Genomic DNA, 19,886 nt, shown 5'->3' with positions numbered 1-19,886 from the left:
AAGTATCATTAATTCACTTAATATACTTTCCGCACAGGGTTTAACCATGAGTTATGAACTAAGCAGTGCCTTAATTGCCCTCTTTAATTCCATTAACTTAGCTTCACCACTCATTAATGCCCTTATTATTAATTCCCCTAATTCAGAGTCTTGAACCATTGTCCCTATTGAGTTCCCTAACACGTCTGGATCCATGTAAATCATCTTAACAGTCATCCCACCATCAATAGTGAAGTTAACCCCCGTTATCCATGATGCATCATCAGATGCCAGGAAGGCTATAAGATTAGCCACATCCATTGGATTACCAACCCTACCCGCCGGGTGCTGAGCATGGTCAAGGGGATTTAATGATGGCTTCCTAGGTGGGTATTGCCACTCAGAGGTGTCTATCCAACCTGGCGCCACTGATACTACCCTAATCCTATACTTAGATAGGCTAATGGCTAGGGAATGGGTTAATGCAATTATGCCGCCCTTTGATGCTGAGTATGGTTCAGTGTTGGGTTCTGATTGAAAGGCCCTGGTGGAGGCAATATTAACAATGACCCCACCGCCACGTTTAGCCATCTCCTGCCCAGCATACTTTGAGCATAACCATACGCCAGTTAGGTTAATTGATATTACCCTATTCCACTCATCTAGGCTTTGCTCAAATATTGACTTACCACTGAAGCCTACTCCGGCATTATTAATTAAAATATCAACCCCATTAAACCTCTTAACAGCCTCATTAACCATATTCTTAACATCATCCTCAACAGATACATCAGCCTTAACGAAAAAGGCATCCACGCCATTACTCCTAAGCCACTCTTCCCTCCATTTACCCGCCTCCTCATGAACATCAGCAATCACCACCTTAGCACCCTCCAACCCTAACTTATAAGCCACAGCAGCCCCAATACCCCTAGCTCCCCCGGTTACTATAGCTACCTTACCACTTAACCTACCGCTCATAGTATTAAAGAACCTAACCCCTTTTAACTATTTAATAATCTACTGAATCCTAGGTAACGTAACCGCACCCATTGATGCGGAGGATACCAGTGAGGCGTACTTAGCCAGTAACCCACTCTTATACCTTGGCGGCGGGGGCTGCCACCTACTTAGTCTCCTCTTAATCTCCTCCTCAGGGAGTTTCAAGTCAAGTCTACCATTTTCAACATCTATTATAATCACGTCACCCTCCTCAACAACCGCTATTGGCCCACCTACAGCAGCCTCTGGAGCAACATGGCCAATCATTAATCCCCTGGTTGCTCCACTGAACCTTCCATCAGTAACTAAGGCAACATCCTGCCCTAACCCAGCACCCACTATTGCTGAAGTAACCCTCAGCATTTCAGGCATGCCAGGTCCACCCTTAGGTCCCTCGTACCTTATTATTACGACATCCCCAGGCTTAATTTCACCCCTCCTTATTGCTTGGAATGCATCAACTTCACTATTAAATGGCTTAGCCTTACCCTCAAACTTCATTATGTTGGTTGCAGCAACCTTAACAACAGCACCCTCAGGCGCCAATGAACCCTTAAGTATCCTTATACCACCCCACGGTTTAATTGGTGTTGATGGGTCCTTAACTATGTGACTATGCTCAACGTTAGGTATCTTGTAGTCCCTAAGGTTCTCCTCAAGGGTCTTACCGGTTACTGTGATTACTTTACCGTTAAGTAAGCCAGCCTTCAATAACTTACTCATTACTAACGGTATTCCACCAACCTGATCCAACTCAGCTGGTACGTAGTCACCACCGGGTCTAAGGGCAGCTATGTAGGGTACCTTCCTTGATATCCTATCGAAGTCATCTAGGGTTAACTTTACCCCAGCCTCATGGGCTATTGCCAGTAAGTGGAGTATAGCATTCGTTGATCCACCTACCGCCATTAAGACTGTTATAGCGTTCTCGAAGGCTTCATAAGTCATTATATCCCTTGGCTTAATCCCCAACTCAGCAACCTTCATTAAAGCTAAGCCTGTTTCACGGGCATAAATAATCCTCCTAGCCGATGTTGCTGGGGGAGTTGCACTTCCAGGTAAGGCAATGCCTAAGGCCTCGGTTAGCGCAGCCATAGTATTGGCCGTGAACATACCTGCGCACGTACCGTAGGTTGGGTGGGCGTTTAACTCAATATTATATAACTCATCCTCAGTAATTTTACCAGCTATGAAGGCTCCAACAGCCTCATGAACATCCTCTATGGTTAACTTCCTACCACCGTAGAAGCCAGGCTCGGAAGATCCGCCGTAAAGGTATATTGATGGTATGTTTAACCTAGCCATTGCCATTAATAACCCTGGCGTAGTCTTATCACATCCCCCAATACCAACGAAGCCGTCGAAGGCATGGGCATTAATCTGGGCCTCAATAGTATCAGCTATAACATCCCTACTAACTAGGCTATACCTCATACCTTCCGTACCCATGCTGATATTATCATTAACAACTATTGTGGGTACAGTTAATGGAGTACCACCACCAGCCTTAATACCCTCCTTAACGTATGATGCTAATTGAAGGGTGTGTATATTGCATGGGCCAGCTTCACTCCAAGCCACTGCCACAGCCATTAGGGGCTTGGCAATATCCTCATCAGTTAGGCCGATTGATCTCAGGAAGGCCCTGTGAGTGGCATTTAAGACGCCATCATACCTATCACTACTCCTGATTTTAACCTTTATAGATACCATATGTTAGCCCTAATGATTTGCTGTTTTTATGCATTAAGTATTAGTAGCGCATTAGGATAATTACCCTCATTAAGCATACTACTATAAGTAATTCGTAGAAATTCCTTATTATGGTTTCCAGGTTAAGGCCATTATTGAACCTATAAGCAGTAGTAGGAATCCCAATACAAAGCCACCCATTAGTGCTGTAAAGAAACTTACTATTGATAGGATTAGGAGTACTGCACCTATTACATGAACAGTATCCTCATTTGTTAATCCACCTAACTTAGCTGATAGAACTAGGGCTACTACGCTAACTATGATCCCTATGATGGATAATACAACGATGGGTATCCCTATTAAGCCAATAAATGGTATGAAAGTGAACGCTGCTGAGAACACGAATTCAATAATTGCACTGATTAGAATTATTATACTACCCGCCAATGAAAACAAGTAAGCTCCTCGTGGTGTCTTAGGCTGCATTAAGCCTACTTCAACGCCTGGTTAATAAATATTCGCATACCAGTATTAGCCACTAGTATTCATTAATTCTAATACCTTCTCCCTGTAGTTAATTTACTTTATGCTGACTGCTGACTGAAGGTAAAGTACATTATATGCATCTCTCCTTTTAACCACAGCGAACGTGAATATGTGGTCCACTTGCCCATCATTAGCCACAGCCCTTACATATTTAACTTCATCAGGATTACCGGTTTCAACGCCATCAAGGTTAAGTAGCTTAACCTCAGTGACACTTAACCCCACGTTACTTAATTGCCCCCTTACACAGTTTACTATTGAATCAAAGGCTATACCTTCACATGAACCACTCATGAAGGCTTCCATTACCTTACCGTGGATTGATTGAACCCTCCTACGTAACCTCTCATCTATATCAGTATCCATAATTTAAGCCATAAGTAACCCTAATTTATGCTTAACTAAGCATTAAGTGAATTAGCAATTAGGAATTACCACTGATCAACCCTGTATATGTATGGTTCCTTAATTTCCCCATAATTAATGCCTCCTAGGTTCATTACCATATAAGTGCTTGGCGCCTTAAAGACTTGAGCATTAATGCATTTAAGTAATTTAGGTGGCGCATAGATTATTAAGCCCTTAGCCCCATTAACCTTGGCAATGTGGTTTAGTAATGTTAATGCTGATTCACAGTTAATTGAGGCAACCTCCTCCACAGTAATTACGCCATCATCATTAATACCAGTGGTTAAAGCATAAGCTAATGTGCCAGTGCCATTACTTAACTTAAGTACATTCACATTAGTGCCTCTTGTTAACCTTAACCAAGTGGCTTTAATCACATGACCCCTAACGTAGTCGCTATTCCTAATTAAAACTCCATCAAGGTCCTTAACCTCACTATTATAAATCCTAAGGAGCGCATCAGCATCAGACTCATTAGCATTACTTACGCTTAACTCCCTATCGCTAAACTGCCTCAGATCAATTACTGGTACTATGCCATACTCCCTTAGGTAAACATCCTTAAAACCAACCCTCCTATAGATTGAATAGGCTAAACTACCGTATGTTGTGAATAATGCTAAGGCGTCATAATTACCCCTCAACTCATCAACAGCATACTTAAGTAAACTACTAGCATAACCCCTACCCCTACGCTTAACACTAGTACACACTCCAGCAACACCACCAACATTAATAGCCTCACCATTAACCTTAATTAAGCGGTCAACAATGTAAAGCATGGAGGCTAATTCACCACCATCCTTCACTGCGAATACCCAGGTAGGCTTATAGTAAGGATAATTATTGAATAACTCCATTAAATCCCCATTACATGCATAATTGACGAGGCTACATGCATCCCTAAAGCACTCACAGAGTAGTTTAAGTATGAGGCATTGTTCATCACTTGAAGCATCCTTAGGCGAAATCCTAAGCATCATTAATCACATTACGCTGCATTTAGTGTAAAAACATTACTGTAGCCATAGTAGTAAGGGAGTTAATTTTTAGCCTCATAAATGCTTAATGATGTTTAAGGATTATTAGCTATCTCCTTCCGCTGAGTCATTGGTACTCTTGTCCTACTCCATGAGGTTACTATGGCTATAATTATTAATACCAAAGATACCCTAAAAGCCACGTGGAGGCTATTAATGAATGGCTCCATGAGGCTTGGGGTTAGTGTTGATGCACCAACGAATATTTGGAAGGCAATGCTCCTTGGTACTGCAGCTGATGACACCACTATAGCCACTATGAAGCTTAATAACATGCCTATGTTGCCTATGGTCCTATTAGTTCCTGAGGCAACCCCATATAGGTTACTTGGAACCTCATGCATAACCATTTTACCGTTTGCCGCAAAGAACATGGCTGCACCTGTACCACTTACTGTAGTTGCAACAACTATTAAGTAAAGTGGTGTGTTTAATGCCAGTAAAGTATCATAGAGTACGTAGGCTACCGCCTGAAGAGTTAAGCCAACTGAGGCTATAACCCTCGCATCAAACCTGTCAGCTAACCTACCACTAAGGGTTGCCGATAATGAACCTATTAAGTAACCTGGTATTAGCCAAAGCGATGCTTCAAAGGGATTAAGACCCCTAACCCCCTGCAGGTACATTATTATTAAGAAGAGTACAGCGTTATTAGCCATGTATTGGAAGAAGTATGATAAGCTAGATAAAGTGAACATCCTTATTTTAAATAGGCTTAACCCAATTAAAGGGTACTTAGCCCTCACTTCAACGTAAAGAAATAACACAAACAATACCGTAGCTACCACTAGCATTAAGCCAACCTCCTCACTATATCCAATTCCCGAATACGTTATCCCAGCCATCGAGTATAGGCCGAGGGATAAGCCTAATGTTACTGCACCAGGAACATCAAAGCCCTGCCATGTTCTAATACCCCTATCCTTAAGGTATATTAAACCCATTATGAAGCTAATGATGGCTATGGGTACATTAATATAGAATATCCACCTCCAGCCTATGAAAGTTGTTATAACACCCCCAGCTAGTATGCCGGCTACTGCACCTAGGTTCCAACCCATGCTGGTTGTACCAAATACGAAACCCCTCCTACTGGTTGGGAAGTAATCACTGGCTATGGCCATTGTATTACTGGACATTAATGAACCGCCAAAGGCTTGAACAGCCCTAAACCCAATTAACTCCACTGCATTGGTTGATAAACCACATAATGCACTACCAATACCGAATAGTATTATACCTAGGTTAAACATCATTGCCCTACCCTTTATGTCACCTAACTTACCTAGCTGTGTTGAGAATATTGTTACAGACAATATGTATATTAGAATCACCCATATTAATGTGGATAAGTCGGTATGAAGTGCAGTGAGCATTACTGGAAGCGCCAGAATCACTATGGTGCTGTCTAAGGCAACCATAAATGATGAGAGAGTCAATAGCAGTAACACAATGAATTGAACCTTATCCATGATGATTCAACGTAAATTTAACCTTTTAAATATTACTCAATCACTCAATTAAACTGAACTTACCATAACGTACCTAAGGTTTCATCACTTATGGTAGGATGGCTTATGAATTCTGTTTTTCCTACATTTTAAATTGCTTAAGTGAATCAGCAAACCATTAAATCCATACCAAAAAGCCAACATAGGAAACCCACATGGAACCTTACCCTTTAAGAAGGGGTAAGGAGATTATACGTAGTAGTAATTCCACGGCTCCTCATCACTCTTGAACACTAAGCAGCCGTAATTATCACACTGTATTGAGGCATAGGGATTACCTAAAGCCTTCTCCCTCACGTTACCTACACTTGGTAGCCTAACACCTATAATGGTTCCAACTTCCTCGGCAACCTTATCAGCATCCTCAATATTAATCACTAGGTCATTTAACCTGAGTTTATGAAGCCTAAGGAGTAAGTTAGATAACTTGCCGTTAATCCTATCAGCTAACTCTAAGTCGTCCAAGGTTGGTTCATCAATAGTCTTGTATATTGCAGCTAGCTTAATAGCGTGGTAAGCATTATTGAGGGCCCATGTTGAATTACCAAGGAGTATGTTCTCGTAGAGTAATGCCATGTTGTTTAATATTAATTGCCTAATCGCATCAATAGTCCATGTTGTTACATTAAACTTAAACTCTGGTGGTGAGCCGCAAATTATCCTAGAATCCCTAATTAACCATATGCATAATGGGTCACCATAGTAGCACCTATTAGTTAATGTATCTGCATTAGTTTGAATTAGTGAGATAAAGCCATTAACCTCATTAACCCTTGAACCACCTAATGCTAGGACATTAATGTCACTGAGGTATCTTGAGAAGTCCCTGGGCCTATTCACTGACCCGAATAATATAACTGTGGCTCCGCTACTGCATAATTCCTCAATGACTCTGCTTAACATGGGTTACTGGCCTTAATGAGCATTAATTAACCTTACTCATCCTTAATGACGAGGAGGCTTAAGCCAGGTTGCTTTAAAGAATGGTGTAGTTATTTTAACGTATTATTATTTAAGTATTCAGTTCTGCTTTAAAAGATGAGGAGGTGACTCATGCATGAGGTTGACTATTCAGAGGAGTATACCATTCCCTCGCATAAGCCTAAGTAGGCTCATTAACTATTTAACATACATTAGGGATAATGGGGTTGCTAACATTAATGACTTGAAGAATTCAGGCTTAGACTTCGGTAAGGGGAAGGGTGACATAACTAGGTTCTTTGAGAAGCTTGGGGTAGTAACCGTGCATGATGATGCCGTTTCATTAACAAGCCGTGGGGAGGAGTTGGTTAATGGTATTAAGGAGCATGGCATTATGGCGTTTCATGAGTATTTGGTAAGTGAACTACCACAATATAGGTTGCTTATTGATGTTTTAAGGGATTTAGGTAAGGCTAAGGAGGATGATGTTCTAATGGAGTTGAATAATAGGATTGCATTGGAATCACCTGCAGCATGGGTTAATAGGGTTGCATTAAGGTCTATGCTTGGTTTACTACAGGATATTGGAATTGTAGTTAAGGTTAATGGTACAATAACATATGTTAATAACGACTTCACAGATCCCATGGAATGCTTAGGCAGGATTTCAGTGCAGGTTAATGGCCAATACTTGATTGGTATTAGGGAATTAAGTAACTGCCTTGGTAGGGTTATTGATCCTTCATCACTCATTGAATGCGGAGTATTAATAACAGCCCCAAATAATACTCTATTAAGGTTTAACAATATGGAGTGTGTGGCTAGGTTACTGAGGGCATATCAAGTTAACGTTATTTAAAGTATATTGTAATCCATTAATATTAATTATCACTTTACCACTACTGCATGATACTGAGTAATCCTTAACTTGACTTAACTTAACCTGCGTTAACTTACCATACTTAATACTCACTAATGAACCATCATTCAGCTTCACTAAATCCACGTGATCCTTATGAAGAGACTTAATTAAATAATCAATACCACTAATGTTAACCACTTCCCCCTTACTTAATCCAATTAGGTGGATTGAGATTGACCTCTTCTCAATCCTCTTATCCCCCCTATAGCCTACTACCTTACTGGTTTCCTGCATGAAGCTTGGTAACTCCCTATGCACATTTAATGCAATAGACCTTGCCAATCTCTGGTTAGTGACCTTTATGTCAAAACCACCATTAACGTCCTCAACCTTAATCACCCTACCCCTATCCTCACCCTTAGCCAACGTCATTCTGACTATATCCATTACCTTAGCCTTAAATTCACCTAAATCACCACCAATAAGTCTTACTTGAATAATCGCCTCCTCCTTCTCCATTAATTCAGCCCTACAGGATGGGCATAAGTCCCTCTTAAACATTAACTTAACAGTGTACTCCTCCTCATAACTATTAGGCATTAATTCACTTGCCTTACCCTTAACCTTAATCTTAGCCTCATCTCTAAAGACCCTAATACTAATATTATCAGCAATACCCTTAATCCTTATTTTCGATGATATTAGCTTCTCAAGGCTTCCAATACCCCTACTCCACCTACCATTAATGAAGTAGGCGCCACAGCCATAGCACATGAGGATATTAACCTCACTCGGTACTTCAATTATCTTATGGGTTAACCTATAGCAGTCTGGGCAGACGCCCTCAATGAGTACATCAGTCTCCCTGCCACATACTGGGCATATTTTCCTCAGCATTATAATTAAACTTAGGTACCCTTGGCTTAAATAACTTTACTATGGTATGAATTAAATTAATGTTTAAATCAAAACTTAGATTATGATTTCAAGCGGCCTTTAAGTACCTCTCATATTCCCATGGCGTGATTACGTTCCAAGTTTCCTTCCAATTATACACAGCTGAGTACTCACTCCACTCCTGGTTCTTAACCTCAATGTAAGCCTTAGCCGTTTCACTGGGCAGGAAGCTGAAGGCCTCACTCTTGGCGAATTCCTCCACGGCTTCACCAAGGTTAACTGGTGTTTCCAGTACCCCCTTTAAGTCATAGGCTATGTCAGTTATTGGGGCTGGTGGCTCAACCTTATTCTTAATTCCGTAAACCGCAGCCTTAATCATTGCAGTGAAGGCTAAGTACGGGTTCATGCTTGGGTCAGGGTGCCTATACTCAATCCTGTTAACCCTCTTATTATAGTAGGGTATCCTAATCATAGCTGACCTATTTGCATAACCCCAAACTATCCTGGTTGGCGCCTCATGATGAGGTACAAGCCTCTTATATGAGTTAACGGTTGGTGCAACTAGTACACTTATTGCTTTAGCAAACTTCAATATACCTCCAATGGCGTAGCGGCACTGCTCAGTGACCTCCTCAGTCTTTGATTCAAAGAGGTTAACACCATCACTCCATATACTTATGTGGGTGTGCGCGCCACTACCATTAATCCCCCAGAAGGGTTTAGGCATAAAGGTTGAGACTAGGTTAAATTCACCGGCAACATCCCTGGCCATTAACTTATATATGGTCATCATGTCGGCTATCTTCAATGGATCATTAACTGGGATGTTTATCTCATACTGTGATGGCGCAACCTCATGATGAACCTTACTCCAACCAATACCTAGGGCCTCAAGGTTCTCAAGTATCTTGGATATTGGGTTAAGTAACATGGAGCTATTTCTACCCTCAAAGTATAGGCCATCATCAGCTAACTCAGGCTTACCCCCATTCTCCTTAACGATGAAGAACTCAACCTCAACACCCATCTTAACATACATGTTCTCAGCTGCTAATTCACTAAGGGTCTGCATAAGTACATTGCGTGGGTCAAGTACATTGGGTTTACCTGAATCGTCAAGTACACTGAGGAATATGTCAACTATCTTTGAACTATTCCAGCTCTCGATGAATATTGATCTAAAGTCGGGTAGGGCAACGAAGTCGCTCTTATTAACAGTGGCGTAGGCTGGTATTGATGAACCATCGAAGGGCATTCCATCAGTGAGTATATCCTTGGCGGCATCTATGGGCATTAACTCAGCCCTGGGTCTACCATGTATGTCCATTAGTATTGGTTTTACATATTTTACCCCCGCCGACTTCAGTATCCTCCACACGTCTAGTGGGTCTATTTTACTTAGGGTTTCCTTTATTGAACCCTGTGGCACGGTGATCTTCTGAATACCCCTTATAAACCTTTACTGTCTAGTTAACTAAAAATTACGTTCAATATATTGCCTATTAGAATATTCCTACTACTGTTATTGTAGTCAATTTGCCTGGTATTTCACCTTACAGTAAGTTAATTTTTTACAAGTATAGGTGCAGTAAGCCATCTCTCATTCCGTACACTAAGTCGGAGTACTCTAGTAGTATTGGATCATGAGTCGCCACTATTACTAATCTACCCTGCCTTGACGCCGCTTTAAGTAATTCACCAACCCTACGTGCATTATCCTCATCTAAACCCACTGTGGGTTCATCAATTAGGATTACCCTCCGACCCTTAATTAAGGCAACAGTTAACTCAACCCTCCTTTTTTCACCGGTGCTTAATTCAATTATCCTCCTATTACCTAAGTTACTTAAACCAAGCCACTCAAGTAGGCTACCTACGCTTACACTACCACCATGATTGCTCATTGAGGCTAATTCAACGGATTCATTAACTGTTAAGTCATTAATAAGCACCTCACCCACTGGTAGGTAGAATACTAGTTCATCCATCTTCCTCTTATTATCCTTAACTTCAAGACCCATTACTTTAATTGACCCTTCATAGGGAATCCTACCTGCAATGGCCTTAAGTAGCGTTGTCTTACCACTACCGCTAGGACCAATCACAGCGACTAGAAGTGGATTATTAAGCCTAAGTGATACGCCCCTCAATGCCTCAATTACGCCTCTCCTACTCTTATACTTAACCTTAACATTAATAACCTCAAGCATTGGTAACCCTAGCCACTAAATAAAGCATTTAAATTTAGGGCTAGAGACCCATACATATGAGTCAAGGGGAGGGTGAGAAGAAGCCTGAGGAAAAGCCTAAGCTACTTATACCATCCTTCCTAAGGCCTGATGCTTACGTTAAGGAGGAGAAGAAGGCCGCTAGGGAGAGGAGGCTCAGGGTTAGGAGGAGCAATGATGTTGAGGAGGGTAAGGCAATGCTTAATCCACAGGTTGCATCAGAGCTCGGCATCACTGATAAGGTTGAGTTAGTGCTTGTGGGTGGTGGATCGAGGGAGAGGAGGTACATAATGAACACTGTTGTTAATGATAAGGTGCCTAAGGGTGAGGTTTGGTGTAATGCAGAGGAGATGAGGAGGTACGGTATTGCTGATAACTCAATAGCTACTGTTAGGGCTTCAAGGTGAATTTAAAGTAAATGAGTACTAACGGTGATTTAAGAATTATGTTAATTTACGGTTTATTAATCTATGTGGCTTCATATATGCTTGTTCTTTCATCATTAATGATAGCGGGTATTGAGGATTACAGGAGTAGGTTAATTAATGATAAGCTTTGGATACCGGCCATTGCAGCTATACCATTAACCATTTACCTAGCCATTAACAACATGATTATTGAGGGGGGATACATTATTGATGTTGTGGTTGGCGTAATACTTGCAGCCTCAATATATATAGGTAAATTTATGGGTGAAGCTGATTCAATAGCCGTATTACTCATATCACTTGCCACGCCACCACCGTTAATCCTTAATCCAATGCTCCTAATCCTTAACCTACCAATTATCTCAGTTTTAATAAATTCAGTTATACCAACGCTTACCTTAATGATGATTAACATTCATAATAATGTTAAAAACCGTAGAAGATGCGGTAACTTAAGTTTAACTAAGCTAATTCTACTAAGATGCTCCAGTGTTGAGTCAATACTCAAAACACCCCTAGCCTACTCAAGTCCAGGTGGTTCATTAATTAGGGCTGGGAGTGATGCGGAGTCCTACGTGTCTAACTTGCCTAAGGACTCATGGATCTGGATGATGTATAATTACCCCTACGTATTTATCTTGGCAGTATCCTACGTAATCTACTTAGTGGCAGGCAACATAATAGCTGATTACGCCCTAATGCATGCTTTAATAATCCCCTTAATTAGCCAAAACGTAATCTGAACCAGTTAACTTAGTTACTTCATTTAATATTCTTAACTCATCCCTAGTGGCTAGGGTTATTGCCTTACCTCTCCTATTAAGCCTTGCTGTCCTCCCTATCCTATGTATGTACGTTTCAGGATCCCTAGGCACATCAAAGTTAAGTATTAGGCTTACATCAATTATATCAAGCCCCCTTGATGCTAAGTCAGTGGATATTAATGAACCAGTGGGCAATTCCCTAAACCTATGTAGAGCGCTTTCCCTAGCTTCCTGCCTCATGCCACCATGCAGTAGAAGCACCCTTAAGCCATCATCCCGCAGCTGCCTATACAATTTATAGGCCCTTTCCCTGGTGTTGGCAAATATTATTGACTTACCTTCAATTATTTTACCAGTTAACTCATACTTACTCCTCCATGAGCCATTCACAAGGTAAACTAATTGATCAACCATTGGTAATTCATACTCATGATTACTAACCCTTATGAATACTGGATTCCTTAAAATCCTCTTAACAGCATCATGAACCTCACTGGGTAATGTTGCCGTAGCCGCGTGGGTTTGCCTCCTATTACTAGTTAGGCTTGATATAGTGTACACATCATTTATGAAACCCATATCAAGCATCCTATCTACTTCATCAATAATAAAGTACTTAACATTACTTAAATCCACAATTGACCTATCAGTGAGGTCAAGTAGCCTACCTGGGGTTGCCACTATTAGGGATGCATCCTTAAGAGCCTTAATTTGACTACCGTATCCGACACCACCATAGATAACTGCACTGTTAAATTTAGTGTACTTATTGAAGATTAGGAATTGATTCATTATTTGAAGCGCAAGCTCTCGTGTTGGTGAAATTACCAGTGCCTCACCTAAGTTACCCTTCATCATGTTCATGGTTGGAAGCAAGTATGCTGCAGTCTTACCGCTTCCAGTCCTAGCCTGCATTGCTACATTAAAGCCATTAAGTATCTTAGGGATAACGCTTCTTTGAACCTCAGTGGGTTCACTAAAACCGTATTCACTTATTGCTTGCCTAAGCTGTTCCTTAAGTAGGTTGAAAACCATGATTCCTCGAACTACTAAGCCTAGGTATTAATAAAACGGTCCCTTTAAACGCTTTAAGGCAAGTATAATAATGCCTTACTAATACTGTGGGGAATTAGCTAAATATATTATTGTTATTTTACTTACATTAGTATAATATACGTTGAAACACCATGGAGTAATACTTATAAATAGGCTACTCTACTGTAATAACAGAGGGTTAAAACTCGGGCTTTCGTTTAAAATCAAATGCCTTTTTGCCTCTCCTCCTCAATAAGGTTAAACCCACTCACCAATGCTGTAATTTAATTGCACCTAGGAATCACAATACTCCATTTCCTCAATATTACCAGTAATACTTATAAATAGCTTAAGTAAACTCCTCAGAGCAGGTGGGGGTTGTGGAGGAAACAGGATAGGGTTAGGTAAGTATATTTTTAAATGCCCTAAATGTGGGTATGAAACCCAACCTGAGGCGGGTAGGTTCACATGCCCAAGATGCGGCTCACTAATGGAGGCTATTCTGGCTGAGGTGCCTAAGGATGTTAAACTTAAGTATAGGAGAAGGCTGGGTGTTTGGTCGTATTCCCAGTTACTGCCTGAACCTAAGCATAGGATTACGCTTAATGAGGGTGGGACGCCATTAATAAGGATTAGTAAGGGTTTATTCGGTAAGTTTGAGGGCCTTAATCCAACTGGTTCATTTAAGGATAGGGGTATGGCTATTGGGGTTAGTTTAGCTAAGGCAATAGGGGTTAGTAATATTGTTGTTGCATCCACCGGTAATACTGCAGCCTCAGCCTCAGCTTATGGTGCCAGGGCTGGGTTAAGGACCATAGTGCTCTTACCCAGTGGTAAGGTAGCTAGGGGGAAGTTAGTTCAATCAATTATCCATGGTGCAGACATAATGAGTATCAATGGTTACTTTGATGATGCGTTAACTGAGGCAATGAGTATGTTTAAGGCTGGTAAGGCATACTCCCTAAACTCAATAAACGTCTGGAGGCTTGAGGGGCAAAAGAGCATAGCCTATGAGGTGTATGAGGACATTAAAGCACCAGATAATGTAATAGTGCCTGTTGGCAATGCAGGTAACATATACGCAATATGGAAGGGTTTCTGGGAATTAATGCAAGTTGGGTTAATAGATAAGATTCCTAGAATGATTGGTGTTCAGGCTGAGGGCGCATCGCCACTTTATGAAACATGGAGGAGGGGGGCTAATGAGTTAATTGAGGTTAAGGAGCCTAAGACTGTGGCGTCAGCGATAAGGATTGGTAGGCCAGTGAATTGGCTTAAGGCTCTTAAGGCTGTTAATAATTCAAGTGGGTTATTGGTTACGGTTAATGATAATGAGATAATGATTGCTAGAAGTAGGTTAGCTAGGAGGGGTATCTTTGTTGAACCAGCCAGTGCATCAACATATGCTGCTTATGTTAAATTAATCAGAAACGGCGTGATAAGCAATGGTGAGTGCACTGTACTGGTGTTAACTGGGCATGGTTTAAAGGATCCTGATTCAGTCAAATAAAATGACTAATGAGTAATGAGAGATACTAAAGCCATGGCTTCCATTAAATCACCGCTTAACTTAATTAAACCACTTAAATATGCTTGAACTGGGTCTATTTGCCCATTAAGCAATTTAACAAGAATATCCCCTGAAACTTGAATTGTTAACGTTGGGTTGCTGTAAGTACCCTTATTAATTATTAATGATCCATTATTAATCATTACGTAGAAGGGTTCATAATCATTACCCTTGAATTGAAACACCTTAACACCCTTAACATTGCTTAATAATCCCTCAGCTTCCTTAACCTTAGCCTCAATTAAAGCGTATGGATCGTTACTTGTACTCATACCTAAAGTACCTTAAGTCCACTTATTAAACGTTACTTAAATTATCACCACTTATGATTTAACATTATACTTAGTATTGATGGCCATTTAACCACCGCCTATAAGCTTAGGAATCTTACTTATACCTTATCAGGTCCTTAATATGAATATTCCTTTCCGCCACAGTCCTACTAATGAGTGGTAGTGGGTTTATTAAAGGCCACTTATAGATTACTACATCAAGTATTTCACTTTCATCATAATTCACTGTAAAGTAGCCCACTGGTTTAACATCATTCCTATTCAGCATGCTTTTAGCTACCTCCCTATGAATTACATCACTTACAAATGGATGAACTAGTATTGATCTATCGAAACCAAATGAAAGGTACCTAGCTGACACAGTGAAACCTCTGTGTTCGGTTCTCCTAATGTCTAGGAAGTGATGTGCTATCAATTCGTCATCAGCTATTATGACTAAGTCAACCTGTTCATCAAACCTCACGCCACCAAGCCCCCATATCCTATAGAGGGCATCATTATATGAACCACTTATGTACTTGCCATAAGCCTCAATAACCTTAACATACCCACTCACCACATCCCCATACTCTAGGTATGGGAATGGTGAGAAGCCCAGCAGCCTCATACCAATGGGTTCAACCTCCTCAACCCCCACCTCTTCGCAGAGTCCATTAATCCACGGTATCCAATTGAAGAATTCCTGCAGGTAAAGCCCATTACTTATCCTCAACCCCACACCACTCTCCTCAAATCTTTTAACAACATCACCCACCAGCATTATTGAGCCATCTAATGTTACGTAGGCTGACTTAATTAATCCACCTTCATTATCAACCACACCTAGTCTTAACCACTTACACACCATGGCCCTTAAATCCTCAGGTAGCCTCGCCACAGCATGCTGGTACTGCATTACTCATGCACCGTTCACGGTTTAATACCTATGGCCATGCATCATCAGGGTAGAAGGCAATCCTCATAACTCTACCCCCCTTCCCCCAGGCCCTGGCCATGGCGCTTGTATTAAATGAGGAGGCAACGTTACCTTTAGCATCAATTCCTATTACGCCAACCAACCCGTTACCATACCTCTCAGTAACATTACCCACAACCCTCCTTAACGCCTCCCCTATGCTTAACCCATTCTCAACTAGGTAAGCTGCCCTAATGCAAATCATGCTCCTCACTATGATCTCTCCCAGCCCTGAGGCTGAGAAGGCTGCAACACCGTTTTGAGCCCAATAGCCTGCCCCAGGTATTGGTGAGTCACCAACCCTGCCGTCAAGCTTCAGCCACACACCACCCGTGGATGTACCGGCAGCTAAGTTACCATCCTTATCCAACGCCACAGCCCCCACAGTATCTCCTATTCCTAATTCACTAATTAACTTAAGGTTGCTGCTGAAGTAACCTTTACCGTTCATGTAATCCCTAAGCATATCCTCATACCTCCTTGACTTAGCGTCACTGTAGAGTTTATGCGTTGGTGTATATAGTTTCCATAACCTAGCTAATTCCGTTGCCCCATCCCCGGTAATAATGACGTGGTTTGTCTTCTCCATAACCATTCTAGCCAACTTAATTGGGTTGGCTACATTCTTAACCGCGGCCACCGCCCCTATCCTCATTGATCCCCCATCCATTATACCAGCATCCACCTCCACATTACCACTTATGGTTAGGACCGAACCCTTACCAGCATCGAAGAACCCTGAATCCTCCATATCGGATACTGCAGCCTCAACAGCATCCACTGCGCTTCCATTCTGTAATGCCTTAAGCCCATTAATGGTTGCATTTTCAAGCTCCTTCACATACTTAAGCCTCTCCTCATCATTACTGAACCTATATCCACCTGCGCCACCGTGAATCACTATTATTGGCTCCACTTGAGGGTGCTTAAATGAACCTTTTAAATTAATTAGCCTTAGGAACTTGGTAAACAGGCTCCTTAATGATCTTAAGCAGTAGTATTAGTAGTAATGACATTAACCCAATTACCAAGTAACCTACCTTAATTCCTAGGGCTAACCCTATTGGGATTGTTAACACTGATGATATTCCATAGGCTACCGCCAGGGTAGGCATGTAGAGTATTGGGCTTGAAATTGATGCAAGCAATTGAAGAATTATTGAGTAAATCATCATTGATGATGCAGCCACTGCGATTAAAGCGAATTGGTTATTGAAAATGTAGGTTAATATCGATGATGCAGCAAGCATAATTATTGAAAGCCTTAATGAATATGATAATCCCCACCTCTTAACCATTAGGTGCACTGGAATTATTGATAATGGTATTGACAATACGTATAGTGAACCAAGCCAATACTTAGACAGTAATATGGCTGAGGAAACCATATATGGTAGGGAGAAGGACACAAACACAGCTATTATGAACATTGCTTGATTAGTTACTGCATATCTTAACTTAGTTCCCCTCGGCTTGAAGTAAATCGAGGATAAGGATAAGTAGAATGATAATGAAAGCATTAGGACTGTTATAGTTATGAAGAGTACGCTACTGTTAAGTACTGATGATAAAACACCTATTACTAAACCAACGCCGAATAAGCCTGAATAAACATACATTATATAGTCTATTAAACCACTACTGCTTAATATTATTCCAATAACCCCTATTAACGCCATGAAGTAAAGCCCCATTCCTAAGCCTAATAATGAGTTACCAATGTACGAGTTATTTAATGCATGAATGAAACTACCAACTGCACCTATTGATAAGGCGATTGAGAGTGTATCACCGGCCCCTATTCTTGACACTAGGAGTAGGCCTATTAATTGGGATAAAGTGAACATGGCTATGAATAAGACTCCAGCGGCTATATTGGTTAGCCTAAGGGAGGCTAAGAAAAGTATGTATCCAGCTAGTGTAACAATACCATATGCACTATACTTTAAAGTACCCACTGTGTTACTAAGAGTGGTAAGTACTTAATATATTTTATGCGAGTATTAAGTAACTACTGTACTTCACAATCATTAATCCGAAGCAAAATACAGAGACTTAACTGAGCTTAATCATGGGTTAGTTAAGGATGACGATAACTTATTAAATCCCAACATAAAAACCTAGGTATGAGTAGGCTTAGGTTAATTATAGTAGTTGCCATAGTGATAATCGTAGCCGTAGTTGGCGTATTATCCTACATGCTGCTAACCCCACCAGCTAAGCCTAGCCCAACGGTAATGTTGAGCAAGTGGAGTAGTTCAACATACACCGCTAACTACACTATTACGTATAGTGGAAGTATAAGTATCTTCGGTATAATAGGTATTTCATCATCAATTATTGGACCAAGCATAACCTGGTCCCAGAATACATTAAATAAGGTCCTACTTATATTAAGCCTTAGGAATCAAACCAATACCCTAGTGGCAATGAATAATATTGGTAATAATGAATATAACTTATGCGTGGCACTTATGAGTGGGTTAACTTTAAGTTACTGCCAGCATACGTCACCTTCTGAATTACCTTTGATTAACTCATTATCATCCTCATCATGGAGTTTCTTATCTAGAATTAACGTTAATGGCATATACAGTTACTGCTATGCATCAGTATCGAATAGTAGTGCGCAATCTTATAATGTAACCCTCTGCATATCGTTAAATGGAGTACTCACGAAGGCATATATAACTAAGCATACCCTCTCAGGTTTCTACAGCATTACAATGACTATTAATGGTGTTGAGTTTAATCAATTCCTATCAAGTGAATTCAATAAGGTTAATAGTAGCTGATAATCTTTAATTTCCAATATACTGATGCCATTAATGATTTACCTTTAACCTTAACACCAATGCATACATTTAATCAAATAATACACCTTAAGGGTTAAGGTTCAGGAATGCATATAAAAGTTAATTGAAGTACACCCATTAGGTTGCTTAATGTGTAGGTTCTCGTACTATTTCTATTTAATTTTTATAAGGATCCAGCGTATTGCCCTATTATGATTTTCAGGTATAGGGATTATCATAAGGTGGATAATGAGTGGGTTAAGGTGTTTGAGGATGGCTACTTCAAGCTTAGTTCAATAACTACCAGTAAGGTGGTATCAACAGTAATTAATATTAATAATGGTGAGGGATTATTATTTACGTTAAAGGGGTCTGTGAGCATTAACGGTGTACACATGAGCAGCTTTGATGCCGCATATATTCCTAAGGGATCAAGTTTAAAGGTTGAGTTAAACCCAGGTACATTAGCCTACTTAGCTGAATCATGGGCTGATAACGTTAGGGAATTTTACGTGAAGAGGAGGGGGTCAGTAAAACCAGTGATATCTGGTGTTCCACCCTATGAGAGGAGTGTATACACAATGATAGGTGAAGGCGATCCAGCAGACTCCTTCCTAATGGGTTATACTGAGGGGTCTGTTGGCAACTGGACCTCCTACCCACCTCATAGGCATGATGGGAAGCCTGAGGCCTACATATTCTATGGCGTAGACCCTGGCTTCGCTGCTCAATTTATTCTGAGCGAAGAGGAGGAATTAGCATATGTGGTGCATGACTTCGATGTGGTTTTAATAAGGAAAGGCTACCATCCCAACGTAGCATCAACGATTAATAGGATAAGCTATGCATGGGTTATAGCTGCCCCAAGGGGGCAGAGGACACTTGCAGTTAACATGCATCCACTATACAGTGGGCTACCAATGGGTCAAACCCACTTAAGGCTAGGTAAGTAATTGT

At 40.9% G+C, this 19,886-nt stretch carries 21 protein-coding genes; 6 read left to right on the top strand and 15 right to left on the bottom strand.

Annotated features, from left to right (window positions below):
* Positions 1-51 precede the first annotated feature (51 nt).
* The 7 genes from BP896_RS01055 to BP896_RS01025 form a co-directional block, all read right to left on the bottom strand.
* Positions 52-960 (bottom strand): SDR family oxidoreductase, encoded by a 909-nt coding sequence (locus tag BP896_RS01055; RefSeq protein ID WP_291764763.1) that lies wholly within the window; start codon positions 958-960, stop codon positions 52-54.
* Positions 961-999: 39 nt separating this feature from the next.
* Positions 1,000-2,694, bottom strand: a complete 1,695-nt coding sequence (gene ilvD, locus BP896_RS01050; protein WP_291764762.1) for a dihydroxy-acid dehydratase — start codon at positions 2,692-2,694, stop codon at positions 1,000-1,002.
* A gap of 108 nt (positions 2,695-2,802) precedes the next feature.
* Positions 2,803-3,162 carry a hypothetical protein gene (locus tag BP896_RS01045; RefSeq protein WP_291764761.1) on the bottom strand — a complete coding sequence of 120 codons (360 nt, stop codon included), beginning with the start codon at positions 3,160-3,162 and terminating at the stop codon, positions 2,803-2,805.
* Positions 3,163-3,255: 93 nt separating this feature from the next.
* Positions 3,256-3,588 (bottom strand): hypothetical protein, encoded by a 333-nt coding sequence (locus BP896_RS01040; protein ID WP_291764759.1) that lies wholly within the window; start codon positions 3,586-3,588, stop codon positions 3,256-3,258.
* A gap of 65 nt (positions 3,589-3,653) precedes the next feature.
* Positions 3,654-4,613 carry a GNAT family N-acetyltransferase gene (locus BP896_RS01035; RefSeq protein WP_291764757.1) on the bottom strand — a complete coding sequence of 320 codons (960 nt, stop codon included), beginning with the start codon at positions 4,611-4,613 and terminating at the stop codon, positions 3,654-3,656.
* A gap of 92 nt (positions 4,614-4,705) precedes the next feature.
* Positions 4,706-6,142, bottom strand: coding sequence for an MFS transporter (locus BP896_RS01030; RefSeq protein WP_291764755.1), 1,437 nt, complete (start codon positions 6,140-6,142; stop codon positions 4,706-4,708).
* Between the two features lie 228 nt (positions 6,143-6,370).
* On the bottom strand, positions 6,371-7,084 hold the full coding sequence (locus tag BP896_RS01025) for a hypothetical protein (protein WP_291764753.1): 714 nt from the start codon (positions 7,082-7,084) through the stop codon (positions 6,371-6,373).
* A 154-nt stretch (positions 7,085-7,238) separates the two neighbouring features.
* Between BP896_RS01025 and BP896_RS01020 the strand changes: the two genes are divergently transcribed.
* Positions 7,239-7,961, top strand: coding sequence for a hypothetical protein (locus BP896_RS01020; protein WP_291764752.1), 723 nt, complete (start codon positions 7,239-7,241; stop codon positions 7,959-7,961).
* On the opposite strand, the gene BP896_RS01015 is transcribed toward BP896_RS01020, so the two are convergent.
* From BP896_RS01015 to BP896_RS01005, 3 genes are all read right to left on the bottom strand, one after another.
* Positions 7,929-8,861 carry a 60S ribosomal export protein NMD3 gene (locus BP896_RS01015; RefSeq protein ID WP_291764751.1) on the bottom strand — a complete coding sequence of 311 codons (933 nt, stop codon included), beginning with the start codon at positions 8,859-8,861 and terminating at the stop codon, positions 7,929-7,931. The two genes, BP896_RS01020 and BP896_RS01015, sit on opposite strands and share 33 nt — an antisense overlap.
* A gap of 88 nt (positions 8,862-8,949) precedes the next feature.
* The gene (locus BP896_RS01010) at positions 8,950-10,290 is read right to left on the bottom strand and encodes a glutamine synthetase family protein (RefSeq protein WP_291764750.1); all 1,341 of its coding nucleotides are present in this window, start codon (positions 10,288-10,290) and stop codon (positions 8,950-8,952) included.
* A gap of 142 nt (positions 10,291-10,432) precedes the next feature.
* Entirely contained in the window at positions 10,433-11,071 is a 639-nt protein-coding gene (locus BP896_RS01005; RefSeq protein ID WP_291764749.1) for an ABC transporter ATP-binding protein, read from the bottom strand.
* Between the two features lie 56 nt (positions 11,072-11,127).
* Between BP896_RS01005 and BP896_RS01000 the strand changes: the two genes are divergently transcribed.
* Positions 11,128-11,496, top strand: a complete 369-nt coding sequence (locus BP896_RS01000; RefSeq protein WP_291764748.1) for a hypothetical protein — start codon at positions 11,128-11,130, stop codon at positions 11,494-11,496.
* 11 nt (positions 11,497-11,507) lie between these two features.
* Positions 11,508-12,260, top strand: coding sequence for a hypothetical protein (locus BP896_RS00995; protein ID WP_291764746.1), 753 nt, complete (start codon positions 11,508-11,510; stop codon positions 12,258-12,260).
* Here BP896_RS00995 and BP896_RS00990 read toward each other — a convergent pair.
* The gene (locus BP896_RS00990; RefSeq protein WP_291764744.1) at positions 12,237-13,316 is read right to left on the bottom strand and encodes a DEAD/DEAH box helicase; all 1,080 of its coding nucleotides are present in this window, start codon (positions 13,314-13,316) and stop codon (positions 12,237-12,239) included. The two genes, BP896_RS00995 and BP896_RS00990, sit on opposite strands and share 24 nt — an antisense overlap.
* A 490-nt stretch (positions 13,317-13,806) precedes the next feature.
* Here BP896_RS00990 and thrC point away from each other — a divergent pair, with 490 nt between their 5' ends.
* Positions 13,807-14,826 (top strand): threonine synthase, encoded by a 1,020-nt coding sequence (gene thrC / locus BP896_RS00985; RefSeq protein ID WP_291764742.1) that lies wholly within the window; start codon positions 13,807-13,809, stop codon positions 14,824-14,826.
* A gap of 5 nt (positions 14,827-14,831) precedes the next feature.
* On the opposite strand, the gene BP896_RS00980 is transcribed toward thrC, so the two are convergent.
* The 4 genes from BP896_RS00980 to BP896_RS00965 all read right to left on the bottom strand — a co-directional run bounded on the left by BP896_RS00980 (position 14,832) and on the right by BP896_RS00965 (position 18,092).
* Positions 14,832-15,158, bottom strand: a complete 327-nt coding sequence (locus BP896_RS00980) for an SCP2 sterol-binding domain-containing protein (protein ID WP_291764740.1) — start codon at positions 15,156-15,158, stop codon at positions 14,832-14,834.
* 115 nt (positions 15,159-15,273) lie between these two features.
* Positions 15,274-16,074: a hypothetical protein gene (locus BP896_RS00975; protein ID WP_291764739.1), complete on the bottom strand. Its 801-nt coding sequence runs from the start codon at positions 16,072-16,074 to the stop codon at positions 15,274-15,276.
* 28 nt (positions 16,075-16,102) lie between these two features.
* Positions 16,103-17,050, bottom strand: coding sequence for an isoaspartyl peptidase/L-asparaginase (locus tag BP896_RS00970; RefSeq protein WP_291764738.1), 948 nt, complete (start codon positions 17,048-17,050; stop codon positions 16,103-16,105).
* Between the two features lie 28 nt (positions 17,051-17,078).
* The gene (locus tag BP896_RS00965; protein WP_291764736.1) at positions 17,079-18,092 is read right to left on the bottom strand and encodes a hypothetical protein; all 1,014 of its coding nucleotides are present in this window, start codon (positions 18,090-18,092) and stop codon (positions 17,079-17,081) included.
* A 168-nt stretch (positions 18,093-18,260) separates the two neighbouring features.
* Here BP896_RS00965 and BP896_RS00960 point away from each other — a divergent pair, with 168 nt between their 5' ends.
* Both BP896_RS00960 and BP896_RS00955 read left to right on the top strand, forming a co-directional pair.
* Positions 18,261-18,929 (top strand): hypothetical protein, encoded by a 669-nt coding sequence (locus tag BP896_RS00960; protein WP_291764735.1) that lies wholly within the window; start codon positions 18,261-18,263, stop codon positions 18,927-18,929.
* Between the two features lie 212 nt (positions 18,930-19,141).
* Positions 19,142-19,882 carry a 5-deoxy-glucuronate isomerase gene (locus tag BP896_RS00955; RefSeq protein ID WP_291764734.1) on the top strand — a complete coding sequence of 247 codons (741 nt, stop codon included), beginning with the start codon at positions 19,142-19,144 and terminating at the stop codon, positions 19,880-19,882.
* Positions 19,883-19,886: the final 4 nt, after the last annotated feature.

Origin of the sequence: Caldivirga sp. UBA161, assembly GCF_002506515.1 — an archaeon.
In the GTDB taxonomy this organism is placed as follows: domain Archaea; phylum Thermoproteota; class Thermoprotei; order Thermoproteales; family Thermocladiaceae; genus Caldivirga.
Note: the sequence above shows the minus strand (reverse complement) of the source record. Positions and strands in the feature narration are given on the sequence as shown.

Bases quoted from the DNA above. Each gene is read 5' to 3' on its own strand.
- BP896_RS00955 (WP_291764734.1), top strand. From the start codon at position 19,142: ATGATTTTCAGGTATAGGGATTATCATAAGGTGGATAATGAGTGGGTT.
- thrC (WP_291764742.1), top strand. From the start codon at position 13,807: ATGGAGGCTATTCTGGCTGAGGTGCCTAAGGATGTTAAACTTAAGTAT.
- BP896_RS01035 (WP_291764757.1), bottom strand. From the start codon at position 4,613: ATGATGCTTAGGATTTCGCCTAAGGATGCTTCAAGTGATGAACAATGC.
- BP896_RS01000 (WP_291764748.1), top strand. From the start codon at position 11,128: ATGAGTCAAGGGGAGGGTGAGAAGAAGCCTGAGGAAAAGCCTAAGCTA.
- BP896_RS01055 (WP_291764763.1), bottom strand. From the start codon at position 960: ATGAGCGGTAGGTTAAGTGGTAAGGTAGCTATAGTAACCGGGGGAGCT.
- BP896_RS00975 (WP_291764739.1), bottom strand. From the start codon at position 16,074: ATGCAGTACCAGCATGCTGTGGCGAGGCTACCTGAGGATTTAAGGGCC.
- BP896_RS00960 (WP_291764735.1), top strand. From the start codon at position 18,261: ATGAGTAGGCTTAGGTTAATTATAGTAGTTGCCATAGTGATAATCGTA.
- BP896_RS01030 (WP_291764755.1), bottom strand. From the start codon at position 6,142: ATGGATAAGGTTCAATTCATTGTGTTACTGCTATTGACTCTCTCATCA.
- BP896_RS00990 (WP_291764744.1), bottom strand. From the start codon at position 13,316: ATGGTTTTCAACCTACTTAAGGAACAGCTTAGGCAAGCAATAAGTGAA.
- BP896_RS01015 (WP_291764751.1), bottom strand. From the start codon at position 8,861: ATGCTGAGGAAAATATGCCCAGTATGTGGCAGGGAGACTGATGTACTC.
- BP896_RS01025 (WP_291764753.1), bottom strand. From the start codon at position 7,084: ATGTTAAGCAGAGTCATTGAGGAATTATGCAGTAGCGGAGCCACAGTT.
- BP896_RS01005 (WP_291764749.1), bottom strand. From the start codon at position 11,071: ATGCTTGAGGTTATTAATGTTAAGGTTAAGTATAAGAGTAGGAGAGGC.
- BP896_RS01020 (WP_291764752.1), top strand. From the start codon at position 7,239: ATGAGGTTGACTATTCAGAGGAGTATACCATTCCCTCGCATAAGCCTA.
- ilvD (WP_291764762.1), bottom strand. From the start codon at position 2,694: ATGGTATCTATAAAGGTTAAAATCAGGAGTAGTGATAGGTATGATGGC.
- BP896_RS01040 (WP_291764759.1), bottom strand. From the start codon at position 3,588: ATGGATACTGATATAGATGAGAGGTTACGTAGGAGGGTTCAATCAATC.
- BP896_RS01045 (WP_291764761.1), bottom strand. From the start codon at position 3,162: ATGCAGCCTAAGACACCACGAGGAGCTTACTTGTTTTCATTGGCGGGT.
- BP896_RS00995 (WP_291764746.1), top strand. From the start codon at position 11,508: ATGAGTACTAACGGTGATTTAAGAATTATGTTAATTTACGGTTTATTA.
- BP896_RS00980 (WP_291764740.1), bottom strand. From the start codon at position 15,158: ATGAGTACAAGTAACGATCCATACGCTTTAATTGAGGCTAAGGTTAAG.